The following is an 18215-nucleotide window of genomic DNA, read 5'->3' on the forward strand; positions in this document are numbered from 1 at the left end:
AGGCGTCGTGTTGACCAACACGAGCGCGGATTGCAGCAGGTGCAAGGCGAGCATGGAGATCTCTTGGGCTTCCCGTCAGGGCCGGTGAGTTCGGCGTCGCGGCCGTAGAAGATCACGGTGTTGGCGGAGTTCCACTACTCGACGACCTGCAGCCCTTCGTGGATCTCACGGCGCAGGTCGGGGTCGGCGAGGTAGTCGGCGATGAACACGGACCGGACCGCGGCTGTCGAGCGGGGCGGGGCACGGTGGTCCACAACGCGCTCTTGCGTAGGCCAATCTTCACGCCGCCGGCGGTGCCGGTGCACAGCGCTTCGGCCAGCCGCGCCGACCGGCAGCGGGCCAAGACCGCCTCCCGCTGCCGGTCGGTGTTCAGCTCGCTCGGGCACACCTCGTCGGCAAGCCAGGTGATCACCTTGTCCTCGTCGCCGCGGGTAAACACTCGACCCGCCGCACATCGCCCTCAGCCAGGCCAAGCTGGCGGGCCACGTAATCCACCGCCGTCAGCGAGACCTCCCCTGCGTAGCGAGGGAACCGGCCTTCGATCTCGAAGAACTTCAACATCAGCGCGAAGCTCAACCGAGTCGCACCATGCTTGCCGGTCAACAGCTCCCGGTCGACGTCGACCAACGTCCACGACGCGACCAGCTCATCCAGTTCCCACTCACGGCGCACCGCGACAGGCTGCCAGACACCCGCGCCCATACCGCCGGCCATCAGGCGTCGCTGGCGATACGCTCACCGCCGGCTGGCTTCCAGGAAGGTGACACCACGATGACGCGTCGCTGAGTGCGGTGAGCCGCTTCGGTGAACGCGTCGAGCGCCGCGATGATCCGTTGGTGTCCCTCCGCCATCGCCGCGGTGTCAACGACCCCGGCCAGGGTGCCGATCGCCAGGTCGCCGAGCGGGTTCCACACCGGCCCCTTGGCCACGACCAGGTTGGAATTCACCCAGTGCAGCCGTTCAACCTGCATGTTCAGCGCCAACGCGGACTCGGCGTACCCGTCACCCATGTCACCGATGGCGTCCTGATCAGCGTCCTGCGCCAGCTCACCGGCCTGAGCAAACGTCATCGAGTCAAGCGCCTGGCAGGTGTGCAGGTACATCACCAGCCACGGGTTCATCCGCGCAACCAGATGCGCCGGCGCACCATATCCGGCACCGACTCATCAGCCGCGAGCTTGCGGGCCGCAGGCAGATCCGGGATATCCAGCGCCTCCCACGCCCGCAGCAGCCGCAGGCGGATCGTCGAACTGGTCAGATGAGCCAATGGGCTGGTCAGTGTCGTACACGGCCGCCGATGGTACGGCCCACCTGTGACAGCCCTCACGCCACGCGCCTACCGGCAATTTGGGCGGGCTGGGCCACCTACCCAAGCGCCGGGCCCGGTAGGTAGTCGCGGCCTTCACACCGGCGTCGGCCTGCCAGCGATCCATGTCGTCGCGGTCAAACGCCGCGTCCAAGTGCACGTACTGCTCTGGGGTCAACGTCTAGAGGACGTCGAGAGCCGATGTAGCTCGAACGAGGGTTGGTCACGGGTATGTGTGATCGCACGCCCGGAACTTGCTAGAGGCCGAGTTGGACCGGCTGGTCCGGCGTCCCCGTTGCGAGAAGTGCTGTCAAGGGTGTTGTGAGGTCGCGGGGCGAAAACAGTTCAGGTGGGCGTCATGCTGTGTCGGACGCGGCGGCAAGGCGGCTGATGATCGACACCGCCGCAGATTATCAACCGCCCGCTTGCCCCACCTCAGTCAGCTGCGATCGTTGGCTGCGGGTTCCAGACCAGCTGTTTTTCGGCAACGGCGGCCCCACGGTCGATGCCTTGGTGCGTGGCGAGCAGCAGCACCTGAAACACCTTGCCCAGAACGACCCGGTCCTCTGCCGCGTGACGCCACCGAGCCGATGTATCGACGTTGGCTTTTCGTTGGAAGCCGTGGCCAGCACTTACCGCGACAGACGCCAGCAGGATAGAGTTGCATAGTTCAATGTGCGGCTGGTCCGGTACACGGTGAGGAGCTGCCATGAAGATGTCCTGGCGCAAGACTGCGATGAGCGGACTTCTCACTCTGACCCTGGCCGTCGTGGCGCCCGTATCTCCCGCGCAGGCGTCGACGCTTGCCCCCACCCTCACCTTCAGGACAGCCGGGACGGTGAGCGCGTTGCCCACCTGTGATCTGGGCATCTGGGACTACGCCTATTTCTCTGGGCCGAAAGGGTGGATGTTCCTGCCGATCTACAACCCTACCGAGGATATCGACTGTCTCTTGGCCAGCAGCAACTACAACAACTGGGGAGTTGTCGCTCTGCAGAACGCACTTGTCCGATGCTACGGGCAGTCGATCGCTGTCGACGGAGACTTCGGTTCAGGAACCCGCACGGCACTTCTCAATGCCCAGAACTGGGAGCGGGTCGTAAACGGCAAGGCCCTCGCGGTCGATGGGGTCTACGGGCCCGCTACGCGGGGAAGCATCATGTGGCCCTACTACACTTCGTCCGGCAACCTTGCTGGACCGCACAAGTGCATGTATTGATCACGATGGCGGCCTCGTCAGTACCGTGCTCAACCCGGTCGAAGGCGCCGAGCGGATCGTGCGCTTCCGGGTTTTTCTCGGGGAGCAGTGCCATCACGCCGTTTCGGGGGCGAGATGGTCGGCCGGTCGGTCAAGGCGTTCACCGCAGCTGCTTCACAGCCGTCGGACGCGCAGCACGCAGGTCAGCATCGGGAGGGTGAACTCGCCGTCCGCAGTCTGCGGTTTGCTTGCAAGAAAGGTACGGATCCGGCCGAGCGTGGTCGCCTGTTCCTGCTCCGGCATGACGAGCATCCCCGCCCTTGTGGCAAGTGTCGCAACGAGGGAGTCGGCGGTGCGGCGCTGCCCGTGCGGGAAGTCGGCCTGCTCCGGCGAGCCGAACCGGGCAGTCCCGCCGGTCTTTGGAAGGTGTGCGTCGGCTGTCTCGGTGCGCCAACTGGCGGGTGTGTCGCGCGGGCCGATGGCGGCGCTGCCGCTGACCCGTGCCAGGTCGGCGACCCAGTCGACCCGATCGTCGACGACGTTCCACAGGCCGGCCAAAATTCCGTCGGGCACCAGGACTCTGGCGATCTCGGGTCCGGCGATGGCCATGTCGAACCAGTGCATGGCGTTGCCGGCCAGCACGGCGTCGACGGACGCGTCCGGTAGCGGTATCGCCTCGGCGCTACCTGACAGTGCGTGGACGTCCGGCAGTGCACTGTGGAGCTCGGTCAGCATCGCCGGGTCAGGCTCGACTGCGGTGACGTCGGCGCCCACTGCAACCAATGTGGCGGTGAGCTTGCCGGTTCCGGCGCCGAGGTCGAGTACCCGTAGGCCGGGCGCGGGCTCGAGCGCCCATCGCACTGCGGCATGCGCATAGTCCGGGCGGTGCGCGGCGTACGCGGTCGCCGCCGTGCCGAATGACGAGGCGTGAATGAGTCGTTCGTCTTGGTCCACGCGGCAACCCTAGCGCTGCAGTACCCTGCCGGCGTCGGGTTCACTCGGGTGCAGGTCGGTCGGCCGGGCATACCGGCCGTCGGTCAGGTGAAACAGCGCCGTTAAACCGTCCATAACAGACAGAACGGCTTACCGGCTGGATCGGCGTAGACCCGCCAGTTGGGGCCCTCGCCGTCGAGCCGGGTGGCGCCGAGCGCGAGAACGGCCGGTTCGGCCGCGTCGATGTCGTCGACCGTCACGTCGAGGTGGAACTGCTGCGGGTGGGCCGGGTCCGGCCAGCGCGGTGCCGTGTACGGCGTCACCTGTTGGAACAACACCGGCTGCGTACCGTCCTCGCCGATCATGGCCATGCCGTCGGCCTCGTACGTAACCGGCTTGCCGAGCAGTTCCGCGTAGAAGTGGCTCAGGGTCTTGGCGTCGGGGCAGTCGAGCATGACACCCATCAGGGTGGTCCGCGGGTCGTCCGGGTTGAGGCACAGGTCGAACGGGTGCCCGGCCGGGTCGGCCAGCGTGTGCCACCTCTCGTTGCGGCGCAGCACGGTGGCACCGAGTTGCATCGCCCGGTCAGCCGCCGCGTCGATGTCCGGCACCCGCAGGTCGAGGTGGGCCTGCTGCGGATGGTGCGGATCCGGCCAGCGCGGTGGAACGTGATCGGCGGCCAGTTGCAGGCCGATCCGCCAACCGTCGTCGGTGGTGAGCGTGATCCAATCATCATCGTCGTCGTTCGGGTGGCGGTGCCAGCCCGCGAGCCGCTCGTAGAACGTGGCGAGGCGGTCGAGGTCAGGGGTGTCCAGCACCACGGTCTTGAGCGATCCGATCGCCGGTCGGTCCAGTTCGGGGCCCATGTCCCGATCCTGCCAAGCCGACCCCCGATCCTGCCAAGCCGACCCCCGGACCGCCACCGAAACACCGCCCTGGCCGGCGCCGGCGATGGGCCGGACCTGACGGACGTAGCGGCGGGCACGGTGTCTGTCGAGGGCGGCTGGTCTCGACGAGTACGGCCAGGGCCAGGCGGTGCGGGTGGTGTCGAGCAGGAAGTCGGCGGCGATCGGCGGAATGCCCGCGCGCAACAGGTCCGGGCAGGTCGGCGAGGCGCTGCTGGGCGTCGATATGTCCGGTCATGCGGGTTTCTGCCCCTCTTCCTGGCGGTGCTGCGCGTCGGTCCGTCGCAGCAGTCGGTCGGCCTGCTGGAGGACGGCCGCCAGGTACTGGTGTGTGGCGGCGGGGTCGGCTGAGGCGTGCGGGTCGATGAGCATGCGGTACATCGCCGCACCGACGACCATGTCGATCACAGTGTCGAGGTCGGCGTCCTCAGCCAGTATCCCGTCGCGGCGGGCCCGCTCGAGTGCGGTGCGGATCAGCTGGCGGCGGGGCTGGATGTACTGCTCGCGATAGATTTCCAACAACGACGGCTGGGTGATGCTGGAGCCGATGAGCTGGGCGAGGATCGCGCGGAAACGGACGTCGCCGAACGTACGTACCCAGGAGTCCATGAGCTGTTCGTCGACCGGCTGCCCTGCAGCGTCCACGGTGGCCCAGATTTCCGCCTCGGGGACGAGGGTGCGGGCCCGTTCGATCGCCTGGGTGAGCAGTTCCTCCCTCGAGGACCAGCGCCGGTAGACGGTCACCTTGGCCACGCTGGCGCGTTTGGCGATCTGCTCGAAGTTCGCGCCCTCCAGGCCCCGCTCCACGAACAGCTCCAGCGCCGCCCTCATGATCGCATCGTCGGCCTCGGGGTCGCGTGGCCTGCCCCGGGTACGCCGTGCAGACGTCATCGGAACTCCACCTTTCCCAGACCCGGCCCGGAGGCGGGCGCGACGAAGCGGGGGGTGTGCCCGGGGCGCAGCCGCCACTCAGGGGTGAGGACGGTCTGCATGTGCCGGCGCAGCTCCCACAGCCCCGCCGCACCGGGCGTCCCGTCAGTGAACGTGGAGGTCACGAGGTCGAACTGGTAGCGGGTGTTGTCATGCGCGAACAGCGGCACGACCCCGGGATCCGAGGACAGCAACTGCTGGATACGTTGGGCGGCCTCAAGCTGGCGGATGGTGTCGGCACCTCCGATGGTCATCTGCCGGACCTGGCCGGTGGCCAGGTGGGAGAGCGTGTAGAGGGTGTCACCCATGAACAGCACGCTGCCGGTGTCCAGGCGTAGCAGTACGCACATGTGGCCGGGTGAGTGGCCGGGTGTGGGTAGCAGGACAAGACTGCCGTCGCCGAAGTAGTCCTGGCTGGCGGGAAAGGTGCCGAAGGCTCCGGAGTCGAAGGCGGGGAAGGAGAGGTTGTCCTTGACCAGGTCGAATGAGTACGGGTAGAGCACGCCGTGTTTCCAGTCGCGCCGGTCCATCACCACCGTCGCCTGGGGCAGGTAGCGCAGCCCTCCCGCGTGGTCGTCATGGACATGGGTGAGGAACACGGTGGTGATCTCCTTGACGTCGTAGCCGAGCCGGGCCAGGTGGACCCGCAGATCCTGCCCGGGACTCATCCGGTACTCGTCACGCTCGGTCAGTAGGCGCGAGGTCATGTCGTAGTACCCGTCGTGATCGTGTGCCTGCTCCCAGTTCACGCCGGTGTCGACCAGCATGGGGCCATGCCGGGGATGGTCGATGAGGTAGGCGTAGACGGGTACCGCGATCTGCGCCTTGTCGACCAGGGTGCGCAGGTAACCGTTCAGTCCTTCCCAGCCGTCCAGACCGCCGTAGAACTGACCGTAGGTGACGATGGTGTCGCCGATGTGGATCGGAAAGACCCGCACGGCACCGTCGGTGATTCGCCGACGCGCGCCCGGGGCACGCATGGCCGCCTGCCGCTCGTGCTCGCCTCGCGCCAGCATCTCGCGGCGCTGCCGTTCCACGGGGCCGATCGATAGTCCGCTCAGCATGCCCAGCACTAGCCCCGCACCGCCCAGCAGCAAGGCACGCCTGGTCCGTCGGGTGCCCTGGTCGTCTGCTCTGCGACGTCCGCGCAGCAGAGCAGACACCGCCCCGGCCAGGCATGCCGCCCCAGCCAGGGCGAGCAGCATCGGCAGGTCCTTGACGTGGTAGACGACCGTCAGGTAGAGCGCCAGCGTGCCCAGGCCGACCGGAACCCCGACGAACGTCAGCACCCGGCGCCGCGTGACTCGCCGGCCGAGCACGCCCGGCCACAACAGCCCGGCCACCAGTCCGATCAGTAGTAGCCCGTAGGCCCCCAGCAGCGGCACTGGGACGTTCTTCAGCCGCAGGACGACCAGCCAGACGGTTGCGGTCGCAAGGGCAGGAACGAGCAACCCGATCTTGCCCAGGATCTTCAGCACCTGACCTCCCGCTCCATTATGTAAATGCAAACGGATGCGTTTACATAATAGACACTCCGTCCCGCCGGCCCCAAGGGCCTACCGCGCTGGGCATCCAACCAGCACCACTACCTCAAAAATCGGTTGGCGGCGCTGCAGCGCGCACCTTCGCCGCCCTTCGCCTCAGCAGCGTGCAGTCCGTCGTAGGTGAGCTCGCGCTGGAGTTCGCCGGCGACGGCGAGGGTCTGCACCATGAACTTCACGGTGGGCAGAACATCTCGGAGATGCGCACCGTGTCGCCCGGCCGCGCGTACACGAGCAGTTCGCGGAACTAGGGGCGCTGGAGGGGGTGGAGACGGCTGGAGATGCCCGCTTCCTCCTCGAAGACGACCGGGTCCTCGATCCCGGCCTCGTCCAGGACGAGGTTCCGCCGGACGGTCGGCTGCTGGCCGGTCGAGACCCGCTTGTAGACCAGGTTCGCCACCGAAGGACCCTTCCGTACGGGGGATCGGACCCACCTGTCGTCAAACCCTGTCAGCAATCCCCGATGGATCTGATTGCGACACCGGGTTTGCCCCGCCGGCCAGGTTCAGCAGCGCGTCCAGGATGTGCAGAAAGTCGCGCGGAGTGCCCGGGACGACCATCTGCCCGATGCCCGCGACCTGGTCGTTGACGGCGTTGAGCCAGCTGATGCCCCGCTTGAACATGGGTGGTAACCGTAGGCGTCCCGGATCTTCCACGCGTGCTCGTACACCGTCTTCGAGCACTCGGGGTACCGCTTCACCACCGACGGGTCCTTCATGGCAAGCTGCGCAGCCAGGTGCTCGACCACCGGCCACGGCACTGCGAGCGGGGCCGCCAGGAACAGGCCGACGTACTCGCGTCGAAGCCACAGGTGCCGACTGTCGCCATTCCGAGCACCGGAAACCGCCCATCTGCCTGTTGCTCGTGCCGCCTCCGGCAGGGCTGCCGGAGGCGGCCAGGTCGCATTACGCGACGGCGGTCCCCTCGAGCTCGACCATCAGGTCGGGGATCGCCAGGCGTGTCACCCCGAGCATCGTGGTGGTCGGCGCCACCCCTGCGGCGCCCAGCCGCGACGCCAGTACGCCGTAGTGCTGGAAAAGCAGATCAACGTCGGTGGTGTAGACGTTGAGCCGGACGAGGTTCGCGAGGGACATGCCAGCCTCGCTGAGCACGGCCTCCAGGTTGTCGAGGCTCAGCGCCACCTGTGCCGCCATGTCACCGGAATGCTGGGGCTTGCCGTCGCCGCTCATCGCGGTCTGCCCGGAGCAGTACAGGGTCCGGGTCTGCCCGGAGACGATCTCACCCTGGTTGAAGCCCATCTCCACCGACCACGGCACCGGGTTGACTGTCGTTCGCTCCACTGCACATCAGCTCCATTCGATTCATCGGGAGTACGTACGTCCATCGGCTCGGTGAGCCGCCGTCTTCGACGTCGTGTTGACAAGCCTCCCAACAAATCACGACATCCTGTGTCGTGTATTTCTGTAGAGTTTTCGTATGCGCGCCGACCGGTTGGTTTCGCTGGTGCTTCTGCTGCGCCAGCGCGGTCGGCTGACCGCGACCACACTGGCCAACGAGCTGGATGTATCCACCCGGACTGTGCTGCGCGACATCGAGGCGCTGTCCGCAGCCGGCGTTCCGGTCTACGCCGAACGTGGTCGGCACGGCGGTTTCGTATTGTTGCCCGGTTTCCAGACCGAGCTCACCGGACTGAACCACGACGAAGCGCTCGCCCTGCTGGTCGCCGGATCGCGGAGCGGCGCGCAGGCATTCGGCCTCGGCTCGGCGCTCGCCTCGGCCATGCGTAAGGTGGTCGACGCGCTACCTGAAAGCTATCGGACCACCGCTGCCGGCGCGGCCCAGCGATTGCTCATCGACCCGGACACCGACCTCCTCTCGCGCCGGCTGGTCGCGGAGGAGGTGCCCGACGCCGTAATGGCCGAGGTTCGGCGTGCGGTGTTGGCCGGACACAAGCTGCGCATCCAGTACGCGGCTGTGGGTCAGGCCCCGAAGTGGCGCACGGTGGACCCGATCGGCCTGGTCACGGTACGCGACCAGGGCTACCTGCTGGCCACGAGGTCTGGTGCGGACCGCACCTACCGGCTGGCCCGGGTCCTGGCCGCCGAGGAACTCGCCGAACCCGCACAGCGGCCAGACCGGGTCGATCTGGACCGGGCCTGGCAGGAACGCAGCACGCAGTTCCGGGCCGGCGGCGACCAAGTCACCGTGCTGGTACGGCTGAACCCGGCGCGGCGGGAGGACCTGGTGGGCACCGCGCTGGCTGTCCTCACCGAAGAATCCGACGCGGACGGCTGGCTGCGGCTGGAGGTCACCTTCCAGGATTCCAGGCACGCCGAATGGGCGCTGTGGCAGCTTGCCATGAACGCGGAAGCCCTGGCCCCGCAGTGGTTGCGCACCTCCCTGCGTAACCGCGCCGCCGCGATCGCCACCCGCTACGGTGTGCCATCCTGAGTTGCCGCCACCTGCGCATCCAGCGGGTACTGCACCGTGGCCGAACTCGACAGCACCAACAGCTTGGACACGGCAATCACCGACCGGCGCAGACCCATCGACTTCACCGAAGCCAACCCGCTGGTTGGCGTAATGCCGCCATCGAGCGCCTCCGGCTCAGCCATGGCCTGCCTGCCCCCGCGTGACCGTCCGTCGATCCGGCCACGATGATCGCAGACTCGGCCGGGTTCAACGCGGAGTCACCCAGCCCGGCACCCAGGTTCCGGCGGTGTGGCCGGCCTTTGCAGCGGTGAGGTGAGCGCGGAGGGTGGCCAACGCCGGGTGGGGATTGTCGCGGTGCCAGAGGAGCGAGTGTGGGTAGACAGGCGTCGGATCGATCACCGGGATCCGGCGCAGGCCGTAGCCGGCGGGCCAGACGAGGCGGGTCTGCTCACCCATGAAGGTGGCCAACGCCGGGGTGTCGGCGACGGTGTCGAGGAGCGCGTCGGAGCCGAAGTTGGGGCCGGTCACCTCGATGGTGAGGCCGAACTCGGCGACAAGGTCGTCGTAGTAGGCGGCCCACTCCGTACCGGGGACGATGCCGGGCATCCAGATCCGGTGCCCGGCGAGCTGAGCGACGGTCACCGACCGGGCCGCCGCCAGAGCGTGGCCGGGTCCGGTGAGAAGCTGGAGTGGCTCGTCGAGCACCCGGACGGATTCGATGTCCTCGGGAAGGGGCCGGCCGGGCACGGCGACGGCGCGGAAGGACGCGTCGATCGCACCGGACCGAATGGCAGCGACAGCCGTCTCGATCTCGAACAGCATCACCACGTCGAGCTCGATTTCGGGATACGCGCGGTGGAAGCCGCGCATCATGCCCGACTGTGCGCCGCGCGAGGCGATCACGTCGACGCGCAGCGGACGACGGCCGGTGCGCACGGACGCGACCGCGCGCTCGGCGACACGCAGCAGCTCGCATGCGTACGGCAGGAACGCCTGCCCGTCGATGGTGAGCTCCGCGCCGCGCGGCGTGCGGGTGAACAGCCGTACGCCGAGGTTGCGTTCCAGCGCGGCGATGCGTTTGGAGACGGCCTGCTGGGTGATCGCCAGCTCGGCGGCGGCCTCCTGGAACTGCCCCGCGTCCACGACGGCGACGAAGGTGCGCACGGCGTCGAAATCCATGCCGACAGACCCTACCGACACAACTGCCGGTTGTAGCTTGCCGGCATGGCGGTTGTTTGATCCGCAGCGTCGCCCCTTGCTTGGATCTCACCGGTCAACGTCAGGTTGTTCGCTGGAGATTGCGAGGGCTGCGGGGCATGCTGGCTGGCAGGTCGCTGGGACGGCAATTCGGATGGTTCTGGGCGGCATACACCGTCAGCACATTCGGCACGTCGCTCGGGTTCGGTGCGTTCCCCCTGATCGCGATCCTCGTACTGCATGTCGGGCCAATTGAAGTATCGCTGCTGTCGGCTGTGGGGCTGGCAGTCGGTGCGTTGGTCGCCGTACCGCTCGGCCCGTGGGTGGAGTTCCGGCGTAAGCGGCCGGTGATGGTGACGATGAACCTGATCCGGTTCGTCGCGTTGATGAGCGTTCCCGCCGCGTTCGCGCTCGGCTGGCTCACCTTCACCCAACTCGTGGTCGTGTCCGTCGTCGCCGCTGCGGCCGACATTGCCTTCAAAGCGGCCAGCGGCGCCTACCTGAAGACCCTGTTACCTCGGGCGGACCTGCTCATCGCGAACGGGCGGTTCGAGGCCACCACCTGGACCGCCACCGTGGTGGGACCGCCGCTCGGCAACGCCGCGATCGGCCTGTTCGGCCCGGTGACGACCGTGGCAGCCGATGCCGTCAGCTACCTGCTGTCGGCCGTAGGTATTCGCGCGATCGGAGGCAGAGAGCCCAGCCCCACCCGTACCGAGGGTCCACGGCTGCGAGCCGGCGACCTGCTGGCCGGGTGGCGCTACGTCCTGACCCACCCGACGCTGCGCCCGCTGTTCTTCAACACGATCCTCGTCAACGGCCTGATCATGGCGACCTCACCGCTGCTGGCCGTCCTCATGCTCGACCGACTCGGGTTCGCGCCCTGGCAGTACGGCCTCGCCTTCGGAGCACCGTGCGTCGGCGGACTGGTCGGCTCACGACTGGCCCGCCGACTCGTTACCCGGTTCGGACAGCACCGGGTTTTGCTCACCACCGGGGCACTGCGCGCATGCTGGCCGATCGGGTTGGCCTTCATCGGCTCCGGCGCTGCTGGGCTCGTACTCGTCATCGCCGTCCAACTCGGCCTGGTCACCTGTATGGGCGTGTTCAACCCGGTGTTCGCCACCTACCGACTCGACCAGACCGCGACGGACCGGGTCGCCCGCACTCTGTCTGCGTGGTCGGTCACCAGCAACGCCACCATCGCCGCCATGACCGCTCTGTGGGGTTTGCTGGCCTACGTCACCAGCCCACGCACCGCCATTGCGATCGCCGGTGTATTCATCCTGGCCACCCCACTGTTTCTCCCACGACACGACCGCACCACACAGCACGAGCAGGAACTTGCCCCGAGCCACACGTGAGACACCCCCGCCGAGCCGTCCGACAAGAAAGGCCCAGTTCATGACTCTCACCGCACTTGACTCGTCCAGCGCGCTTGTCATCGTCGACTTGCAGAACGCCGTCGTCAGCGCCCCGACAACCCCCTACACCGGCCGTGAGGTGGTGGCCCGGGCGGTCGAACTGGCCCGCGCTTTCCACGAACACGGCGCCCCGGTCGCCCTGGTGCGGGTCACGGCCCGTGCGGATGGATCGGATGCCACTCCCGGCCGCATCGCGATCCCGGCCCAGCCCGGTTCCCTACCCGAAGGCTGGGATGCCATCGTCGACGACCTGGCCGGCCACCCTGACGACATCACAGTGACCAAGCGCACCTGGGGCGCTTTCCACGGAACCGACCTCGACCTGCAACTACGCCGCCGCGGCATCACCCAGATCGTGCTGGCCGGGCTCACCACCAGCATCGGCGTGGAGTCGACCGCCCGTGCCGCCTACGAACACGGCTACCACGTCACGCTCGCGACGGACGCCATGGCCGATCTGGACGTGGAGGCGCACCGCAACAGCATTGAGCGGATCTTCCCTCTTCTCGGTGAGACCGGTTCCACCACCGAGATCGTTGAAATGCTTGCCAAGACCCGCGACTGACACTCAGGACGGGGGTTGAGACTGGCAGGCTCCGTTGATCGAGCAGTCGGAATTCCCCTCATCAACGCCGTCAGAAACGACCGGCGGCGGTGAAGGCGAAGTTGGAGAAGCTGGCCTACCTGCGGCGCCCGGACGCGCACATGCTGGACTTGCCTATGCTGCCGGCGGAGCGGCACCGGTTCCTGGCGGGGGTCGGGCGGCGGTTGACCGGGCAGGCGTTGCAGCGGCGCGAGCCGGAGCGCCGGTACCCGATCCTGCACACGCTGCTGGTGCAGTCGGCGATCGACGTGCTCGAGGAGACGCTGCTGTTGTTCGACCAGGCGATCTCCGGCCGGGAGGCCGCGGCGAAAGGTTGCCGAGGCCTTGGCCGAGCGCCGCGAGCGGCTACCTCGCGGCCGTGGACTAGGCCGGCGACGTCACCGCGTACCGCCGGTACTGGGAGTTGGCGGTCCTGGTTGGTCTGCGCGACGGGCTACGCTCCGGCGACGTCTTCGTGCCCGGCTCGCAGCGGTACGCCGATCCGGCGTCGTTCCTGCTCACGCCTGAGGCGTGGGCACCACAGAAGGTGGAGTTCTGCCACCTGGTCGGCAAGCCCGGCGAGGTCGCCGACGCGCTGCGTGCTGAGCTGGCCGGGATGCTGCCGCGCTACGGCTGGCCGAGGCCGCCCCGGCAAACAGCTGACCGACAATCTCCGTGAGCGGTGGCCTTTTCTCCGACGCCGCCGTTCACGGAGGGGGCTCTGGCTCACTCTTAGTGGACTCTTCACGGGTGGTGACGATTTGCCGAGAGCCGAACGCGCGTTGTCTGCGGCAGTTGCGGACGTTCTTGATCGGATGGTCATGCCACAATCCCCACCCATGCACGAGATCGTTACCGGGGCGCTTGTTCGCGAAGGCCGAGTCCTACTCGTCCACCGAAGTCCGAACCGCCGCGCCTACCCGGACGTATGGGACCTGCCCGGCGGACACATCGAGCCAGGCGAGACAGAGCTGGCTGCGCTCACCAGGGAGATGCACGAGGAACTGGGCGTGCAGATAGCAACAGGCTCGGCGATCCATCTGTGTCGGCTGGACGCAGGCGGCGGAGAGGACTCCATACGCCTCAGCGCCTGGCTTGTCGGCGAATGGGAGGGGACACCGACAAACGTCGCTCCCGATGAACATGACGAGATCGGTTGGTTCCGGCCTGAGGAGTTGCCTCCGCTCGCCCACAAACTTGTAGGCCCGGCGGTGGTGCAAGCGATGCGGGGGGTCTGCGCCTGAACTTCAACCTGCTGTCATCGGCACAAGCGCACCGATCTGCCTACCCTCAACTTGATGCGGTTGACCTGACCTTCGACGGTGCCGGAGCTGTAGGGCAGCGTGAGCCCGGCGGTGACCGCAGCGTGGTCGCGGCGCAGAGTCGTTACGAGGGCGGACAGGTCGTCGGCTTCCACGGCATGCATCCAGCCGTCCAGGCGCTCGCCGCCGAGTTCGCGCATCATGGTCGCGAACGCGGCGACGTGCTGGCGTACCGCTCGCAGTGCTGGGCAACGGGCAAGGATACCGGTGAGCGCCGCGCTGGGCCGGTGTCCAAGTGCTCAGGCTTGGTCATGATCCAGATCGACAACTGAAGAGGTCTCCGGTATCTGGTTCTGCGACCAAGCAAGAACTTCATACCGGAGACCTCGTGCCAAGCGTAGCGGTGACGAGGCGGCATGACCTGACTGACATGCAGTGGCCTGTTCTGGCCCCTCTGCTGCCTGCCGCGCCGACGACAGGTCGTCCGCCGAAGTGGGAGAAACGACAGCTCATCGACGGGATCCGGTGGCGGATCCGGATCGGTGCCCCATGGCGGGACGTCCCAGCCGAGTACGCGCCGTGGCCCACCGTCTACGGCCTGTTCCGCCGTTGACAGCGTGACGGGACCTGGGACAAGATCCTGTCCGCGTTGCAGGCGGCCGGCGACGCGACCGGCCGGATCGCTTGGACGGTGAGTGTGGACTCGATGACCAGTCGCGCCCACCAGCACGCCGCCGGCGCCCGCAAGGACGGGCATCTGCAGAAGGAGCCGCCCGGCGGTGTGCACGACGAGCCGGCCGACCACGCGCTGGGTCGATCCAGGGGCAGGCTGCCCCCCCCCAAGACTCATCTGGCCTGCGAGCAGGGACAGAAGGTCCTCTCCCTGATCGTGACCGCCGGGCATCATGGTGACAGCCCACAGTTCATCCCCGTCCTATGCCGCATCCGCGTGACCCGCCTTGGTGTCGGCCGGCCCCGCACCTGTCCCGACCCGGTCCTGGCAGACAGGGCCTACACCAGCCAAGGCAACCGCAGCCATCTACGCTCACGCGGGATCAAGGCCTGCATCCCCAGCAAGGCCCGCCCGTAGTTTTCAGACCAAAAACAACGGTAAGAACTGAGGGTTGATCAAGGTCTGTTGCGAGCCCTAGCGTGCCGTCCGTTTGGTGACGGTCGATGCTCAGGCGGTGGGTTCGTGGCAACTCAGGATGTGTTCTCGGCGGAGGAACTGGCGCGGCTTCGGGGCTTCCCGGAGATCAACCGGGCCGAGCTGATCCGATACTTCACGTTGACCGGTGCGGATGAGGCGTTCGTGCGCCAGTTCCGCACTGGTCGCAACGTGCTGGGCGTGGCGGTCCAGCTGTGCTCGCTGCCGTGGCTCGGGTTCGTGCCCGATGAGGTGGCGTTGGCGCCGGACGCCGTGGTGGGCCGGTTGTCGCAGCGGCTCGGGATCGCGATGGGTGAGCTGCGCGGGTACGGCGAGCGGGTGCAGACCCGTACGGATCATCTGCGTGAGGTGGCCGGTTACGCCGGCTGGCGGTCGATGGACACCGGCGAGTGGAAGAACCTCGATGAGTTCCTGTTCGCCCGGGCGATGGAGCACGATTCGCCGAAGCTGTTGTTCCGGTTGGCCTGCGAGTACCTGCTGTCGTCGCGGGTGATCCGGCCGGGGGTGATCCTGTTGCTGCGGCGGGTGGCTGCGGCTCGGGCTCACGCGCGGACGGAGACCTGGTCGCGGGTGCGGCACCTGCTCTCCGACCGGCGGTGCGCCGAGCTGGATCTGCTGCTGGTCCCGGACGCCTATCTCGGTCGGACCCCGTTGGCCTGGCTGGGGGTGGGGCCGACGTCGTCGAGCCCGGCCGCGGTGAAGGCGGAGTTGGAGAAGCTGGCCTACCTGCGGCGTCTCGACGCGCACACCGTGGACCTGTCGATGCTGCCGGCGGAGCGGCGCCGGTTCCTGGCCGGCGTGGGCCGCCGGTTGACCGGGCAGGCGTTGCAGCGGCGTGAGCCGGAGCGCCGGTACCCGATCCTGCTCACGCTGCTGGCGCAGTCGGCCGTCGACGTGCTCGACGAGACGCTGCTGCTGTTCGACCAAGCGATCAGCGGCCGGGAGGCCGCGGCGAAGCAGAAGGTCGCCGAGGCCCTGGCCGAGCGGGCCAAGGGCGGCGAGAACCGGCAGGCGCTGCTGGACGAAATCCTGACCATCGTGCTCGACACCGCGATCGGTGACGAGCAGATCGGCGCCATGCTGCGCACCAGCATCGGCATGGACCGGATGCGCGCGGCGTGGGCCGAGCGCCGCGAGCGGCTGCCCCGCGATCACGGTCAGCTGAGCATGCTTGACGCGTCGATGTCGTACCTGCGCCAGTTCGCCCCGGCCGTGCTGGCCGCGGTCCAGTTCGCCGGCGGGCCCGGCACCGAGCAGCTGATGCAGGCCGTCGGGATCCTGACGGGTCTGTACGCGACCGGGGCACGGAAGGTCCCGGCGGACGCTCCGGTCGGGTTCGTACCGACGAAGTGGGCCGGCTACCTGGTCGCCGCGGAGCAGGCCGGCGACGTCACCGCGTACCGCCGGTACTGGGAGCTGGCCGTGCTGGTCGGCCTGCGCGACGGCCTGCGCTCCGGCGACATCTTCGTGCCCGGCTCGCGCCGGTACGCCGATCCGGCGTCCTTCCTGCTCACGCCCGAGGCGTGGGCGCCGCAGAAGGTGGAGTTCTGCCACCTGGTCGGCAAACCGGTCGAGGCCGCCGACGCGCTCGCCCAGGCCGACGACGAGCTGCACACCGCCCTGGCCGACCTGGAGACGCAGCTCGCGAAGGGCAACCCGGGCGAAGTCCGGCTCACTGACGACGGCGAGCTGATCATCCCGCCGCTCACCGCCGAGGATGTGCCCGCCGAAGCCGACGCGCTGCGCGCCGAGCTGGCCGGGATGCTGCCGCGGGTGCCGATCGCGTCGGTGCTGGTGGAGGTCGACGCCCGGACCGGGTTCACCGACCACCTGGTGCACGCCGGTGGGAAGGTCGCCCGGCCGGCCGAGCTCAAGCGCAACCTGATGTACGTGATCATCGCGGAGGCCACGAACATGGGCCTGTCCGCGATGGCCGAGTCCTGCGGGGTGCCGTACGACGTGCTGGCCTGGACCGCTGAGTGGTACTTCCGGCCGGAGACCCTGGAGGCGGCGAACGCCGCGGTGGTCAACTACCACCACCGGCTGCCGTTGACCCGGGCGTTCGGCTCGGGCACCCTGTCGTCCTCGGACGGGCAGCGGTTCCCGGTCAAGGGCAAGTCCATCACCGCCCGGCACCTGTCGCGGTACTTCGCCCGCGGCCAGGGCGTCTCCACCTACACCCACGTCTCCGACCAGCACTCGACCTTCGACACGAAGGTGATCGTGGCGACCGCGCCGGAGTCGCACTACGTGCTCGACGGGTTGCTGGGCAACGAGACCGACCTGCCGGTGTTCGAGCACGCCACCGACACCCACGGCGCGACCCTGGCAAACTTCGCCCTGTTCGACCTGGTCGGCAAGCAGCTCTCGCCGCGGATCCGCGACCTCGGGAAGATCACCCTTTATCGGAGCGGGCCGAAGGCTGACTTCCTCGACCGCTACCCGCGGGCCGGCGGCCTGCTGACCCGGCGCTTGAACACAGACCTGATCACGAGCACGTGGGACGACCTGCTGCGCGTTGCCGCCTCAGTGCAGGGCGGCCACGCGACCGCGGCGCTGGTCGTCGGGAAGCTGTGCTCCTCGAAGCGGCAGCAGAACGCGCTGACCAGCGCGATCAAGGAGTACGGGGCGCTGCGCCGTACGGTCTACGCGGCCCGTTACCTGGCTGACGAGACCTACCGGCGGCGCATCGCCCGGCAGCTGAACAAAGGCGAGAACCTGCACGCCCTGCGCCGTAGCCTCGCCTACGCCGGCGAAGGAGCACTCCGGCGCCGGCACCACGAGCAGCAAACCGAGCAGATGTGGTGCCTGACCCTGGCCACCAACGCGATCGTCTGCTGGTCCACCGAATACCACGGCCTCGGCGTGGCCGCCCTGCGCGGGACCGGCCGCGACGTCGACGACGAGGTCCTGGCGCACATCTGGCCGACCCACCACGAGAACGTGCACTTCTACGGCACCCACTCCGTCGACATCGACGGCGAGCTCGCCCAGCTCGACACCGACGGCTACCGGCCGCTGCGGCTGGCCGAAGTCGCCCCGGCGATCGGCTGACTGGTTTTCGATGGTCGAGCAGCCGTGGTGGCTCAAGCCCCACGGCTGCTCGGCCCGTCACCAACGATCTTGCGAAAACTGGCGCTAACGCTCTCCGTCGTCTGATGTACCGGATAACAGCCGGTTATCCGGTACATGAACGCGATCGCGGTCAGCCTGGCCTGCAGCCGCCGGTACGGCCCAGACGTGCGACCCGCGCACGTTATCCGGTACATGGGTCGGGCACTGCCAACCCGCGTACCGCGATGCGCTACGTCAAGCCCGGCCCGGTCGCCTTGGCCGAGATCATCGAACTGCTCGACACCGCTTCCCGCCGCGCC

At 68.0% G+C, this 18215-nt stretch carries 21 protein-coding genes and 3 pseudogenes; 9 read left to right on the forward strand and 15 right to left on the reverse strand.

What is annotated here, in order from left to right:
• Positions 1-408: 408 nt before the first annotated feature.
• The 4 genes from ACFQ4H_RS20705 to ACFQ4H_RS20720 form a co-directional block, all read right to left on the reverse strand.
• Positions 409-714: a DUF4158 domain-containing protein gene (locus ACFQ4H_RS20705; RefSeq protein WP_377572759.1), complete on the reverse strand. Its 306-nt coding sequence runs from the start codon at positions 712-714 to the stop codon at positions 409-411.
• The gene (locus ACFQ4H_RS20710) at positions 714-1121 is read right to left on the reverse strand and encodes a hypothetical protein (RefSeq protein ID WP_377572761.1); all 408 of its coding nucleotides are present in this window, start codon (positions 1119-1121) and stop codon (positions 714-716) included. The genes ACFQ4H_RS20705 and ACFQ4H_RS20710 overlap by 1 nt, the downstream gene beginning before the upstream one ends.
• Positions 1118-1267, reverse strand: coding sequence for a hypothetical protein (locus tag ACFQ4H_RS20715; protein ID WP_377572763.1), 150 nt, complete (start codon positions 1265-1267; stop codon positions 1118-1120). Before ACFQ4H_RS20715 ends, ACFQ4H_RS20710 begins: the two co-directional genes overlap by 4 nt.
• Before the next feature lie 474 nt (positions 1268-1741).
• Positions 1742-2017 (reverse strand): nucleoside triphosphate pyrophosphohydrolase family protein, encoded by a 276-nt coding sequence (locus tag ACFQ4H_RS20720; RefSeq protein WP_377572764.1) that lies wholly within the window; start codon positions 2015-2017, stop codon positions 1742-1744.
• Between ACFQ4H_RS20720 and ACFQ4H_RS20725 the strand changes: the two genes are divergently transcribed.
• A complete protein-coding gene (locus ACFQ4H_RS20725; RefSeq protein ID WP_377572766.1) occupies positions 2016-2525 on the forward strand; it encodes a peptidoglycan-binding domain-containing protein in 510 nt (169 codons plus the stop codon). The genes ACFQ4H_RS20720 and ACFQ4H_RS20725 overlap by 2 nt on opposite strands.
• 153 nt (positions 2526-2678) lie before the next feature.
• Here the strand turns inward: ACFQ4H_RS20725 and ACFQ4H_RS20730 are convergent, their stop codons facing one another.
• The 9 genes and pseudogenes from ACFQ4H_RS20730 to ACFQ4H_RS20770 form a co-directional block, all read right to left on the reverse strand.
• On the reverse strand, positions 2679-3458 hold the full coding sequence (locus ACFQ4H_RS20730; RefSeq protein WP_377572768.1) for a class I SAM-dependent methyltransferase: 780 nt from the start codon (positions 3456-3458) through the stop codon (positions 2679-2681).
• A 101-nt stretch (positions 3459-3559) separates the two neighbouring features.
• The gene (locus ACFQ4H_RS20735) at positions 3560-4528 is read right to left on the reverse strand and encodes a VOC family protein (RefSeq protein WP_377572769.1); all 969 of its coding nucleotides are present in this window, start codon (positions 4526-4528) and stop codon (positions 3560-3562) included.
• 48 nt (positions 4529-4576) lie between these two features.
• Complete coding sequence (locus ACFQ4H_RS20740; RefSeq protein WP_377572770.1) at positions 4577-5233, reverse strand: TetR/AcrR family transcriptional regulator; 657 nt, start codon at positions 5231-5233, stop codon at positions 4577-4579.
• On the reverse strand, positions 5230-6750 hold the full coding sequence (locus tag ACFQ4H_RS20745) for an N-acyl homoserine lactonase family protein (protein WP_377572771.1): 1521 nt from the start codon (positions 6748-6750) through the stop codon (positions 5230-5232). Before ACFQ4H_RS20745 ends, ACFQ4H_RS20740 begins: the two co-directional genes overlap by 4 nt.
• Before the next feature lie 107 nt (positions 6751-6857).
• A complete protein-coding gene (locus ACFQ4H_RS20750; protein WP_377572773.1) occupies positions 6858-6983 on the reverse strand; it encodes a hypothetical protein in 126 nt (41 codons plus the stop codon).
• A gap of 77 nt (positions 6984-7060) precedes the next feature.
• Complete coding sequence (locus ACFQ4H_RS20755; protein WP_377572775.1) at positions 7061-7213, reverse strand: hypothetical protein; 153 nt, start codon at positions 7211-7213, stop codon at positions 7061-7063.
• A 40-nt stretch (positions 7214-7253) separates the two neighbouring features.
• Positions 7254-7436 carry a Tn3 family transposase gene (locus ACFQ4H_RS20760; protein ID WP_377572843.1) on the reverse strand — a complete coding sequence of 61 codons (183 nt, stop codon included), beginning with the start codon at positions 7434-7436 and terminating at the stop codon, positions 7254-7256.
• Between the two features lie 41 nt (positions 7437-7477).
• A pseudogene (locus ACFQ4H_RS20765) lies at positions 7478-7573 on the reverse strand (hypothetical protein); the annotation flags it as partial.
• 145 nt (positions 7574-7718) lie between these two features.
• Positions 7719-8114, reverse strand: coding sequence for a RidA family protein (locus tag ACFQ4H_RS20770; protein ID WP_377572777.1), 396 nt, complete (start codon positions 8112-8114; stop codon positions 7719-7721).
• 136 nt (positions 8115-8250) lie between these two features.
• On the opposite strand from ACFQ4H_RS20770, the gene ACFQ4H_RS20775 reads away from it, so the two are divergent.
• The gene (locus ACFQ4H_RS20775) at positions 8251-9225 is read left to right on the forward strand and encodes a helix-turn-helix transcriptional regulator (RefSeq protein WP_377572778.1); all 975 of its coding nucleotides are present in this window, start codon (positions 8251-8253) and stop codon (positions 9223-9225) included.
• Here the strand turns inward: ACFQ4H_RS20775 and ACFQ4H_RS20780 are convergent.
• Complete coding sequence (locus ACFQ4H_RS20780; RefSeq protein WP_377572780.1) at positions 9207-9389, reverse strand: hypothetical protein; 183 nt, start codon at positions 9387-9389, stop codon at positions 9207-9209. The two genes, ACFQ4H_RS20775 and ACFQ4H_RS20780, sit on opposite strands and share 19 nt — an antisense overlap.
• A gap of 64 nt (positions 9390-9453) precedes the next feature.
• The gene (locus tag ACFQ4H_RS20785) at positions 9454-10386 is read right to left on the reverse strand and encodes a LysR family transcriptional regulator (RefSeq protein ID WP_377572781.1); all 933 of its coding nucleotides are present in this window, start codon (positions 10384-10386) and stop codon (positions 9454-9456) included.
• 137 nt (positions 10387-10523) lie between these two features.
• On the opposite strand from ACFQ4H_RS20785, the gene ACFQ4H_RS20790 reads away from it, so the two are divergent.
• The 7 genes and pseudogenes from ACFQ4H_RS20790 to ACFQ4H_RS20820 all read left to right on the forward strand — a co-directional run bounded on the left by ACFQ4H_RS20790 (position 10524) and on the right by ACFQ4H_RS20820 (position 17895).
• Positions 10524-11768 carry an MFS transporter gene (locus ACFQ4H_RS20790; protein ID WP_377572783.1) on the forward strand — a complete coding sequence of 415 codons (1245 nt, stop codon included), beginning with the start codon at positions 10524-10526 and terminating at the stop codon, positions 11766-11768.
• Positions 11769-11808: 40 nt separating this feature from the next.
• Positions 11809-12393, forward strand: coding sequence for an isochorismatase family protein (locus ACFQ4H_RS20795; RefSeq protein WP_377572785.1), 585 nt, complete (start codon positions 11809-11811; stop codon positions 12391-12393).
• Between the two features lie 80 nt (positions 12394-12473).
• Positions 12474-13009, forward strand: a pseudogene (locus ACFQ4H_RS20800) (Tn3 family transposase); the annotation flags it as partial.
• Positions 13010-13250: 241 nt separating this feature from the next.
• The gene (locus ACFQ4H_RS20805; RefSeq protein ID WP_377572787.1) at positions 13251-13655 is read left to right on the forward strand and encodes an NUDIX domain-containing protein; all 405 of its coding nucleotides are present in this window, start codon (positions 13251-13253) and stop codon (positions 13653-13655) included.
• Between the two features lie 122 nt (positions 13656-13777).
• The gene (locus ACFQ4H_RS20810) at positions 13778-14005 is read left to right on the forward strand and encodes a hypothetical protein (protein WP_377572789.1); all 228 of its coding nucleotides are present in this window, start codon (positions 13778-13780) and stop codon (positions 14003-14005) included.
• A gap of 56 nt (positions 14006-14061) precedes the next feature.
• A pseudogene (locus ACFQ4H_RS20815) lies at positions 14062-14751 on the forward strand (IS5 family transposase); the annotation flags it as partial.
• 117 nt (positions 14752-14868) lie between these two features.
• Complete coding sequence (locus ACFQ4H_RS20820; RefSeq protein ID WP_377572791.1) at positions 14869-17895, forward strand: Tn3 family transposase; 3027 nt, start codon at positions 14869-14871, stop codon at positions 17893-17895.
• The last annotated feature ends 320 nt before the right edge of the window (positions 17896-18215 follow it).

Origin of the sequence: Micromonospora sonneratiae (genome assembly GCF_042679305.1) — a bacterium.
Taxonomy (GTDB): domain Bacteria; phylum Actinomycetota; class Actinomycetes; order Mycobacteriales; family Micromonosporaceae; genus Micromonospora_H; species Micromonospora_H sonneratiae.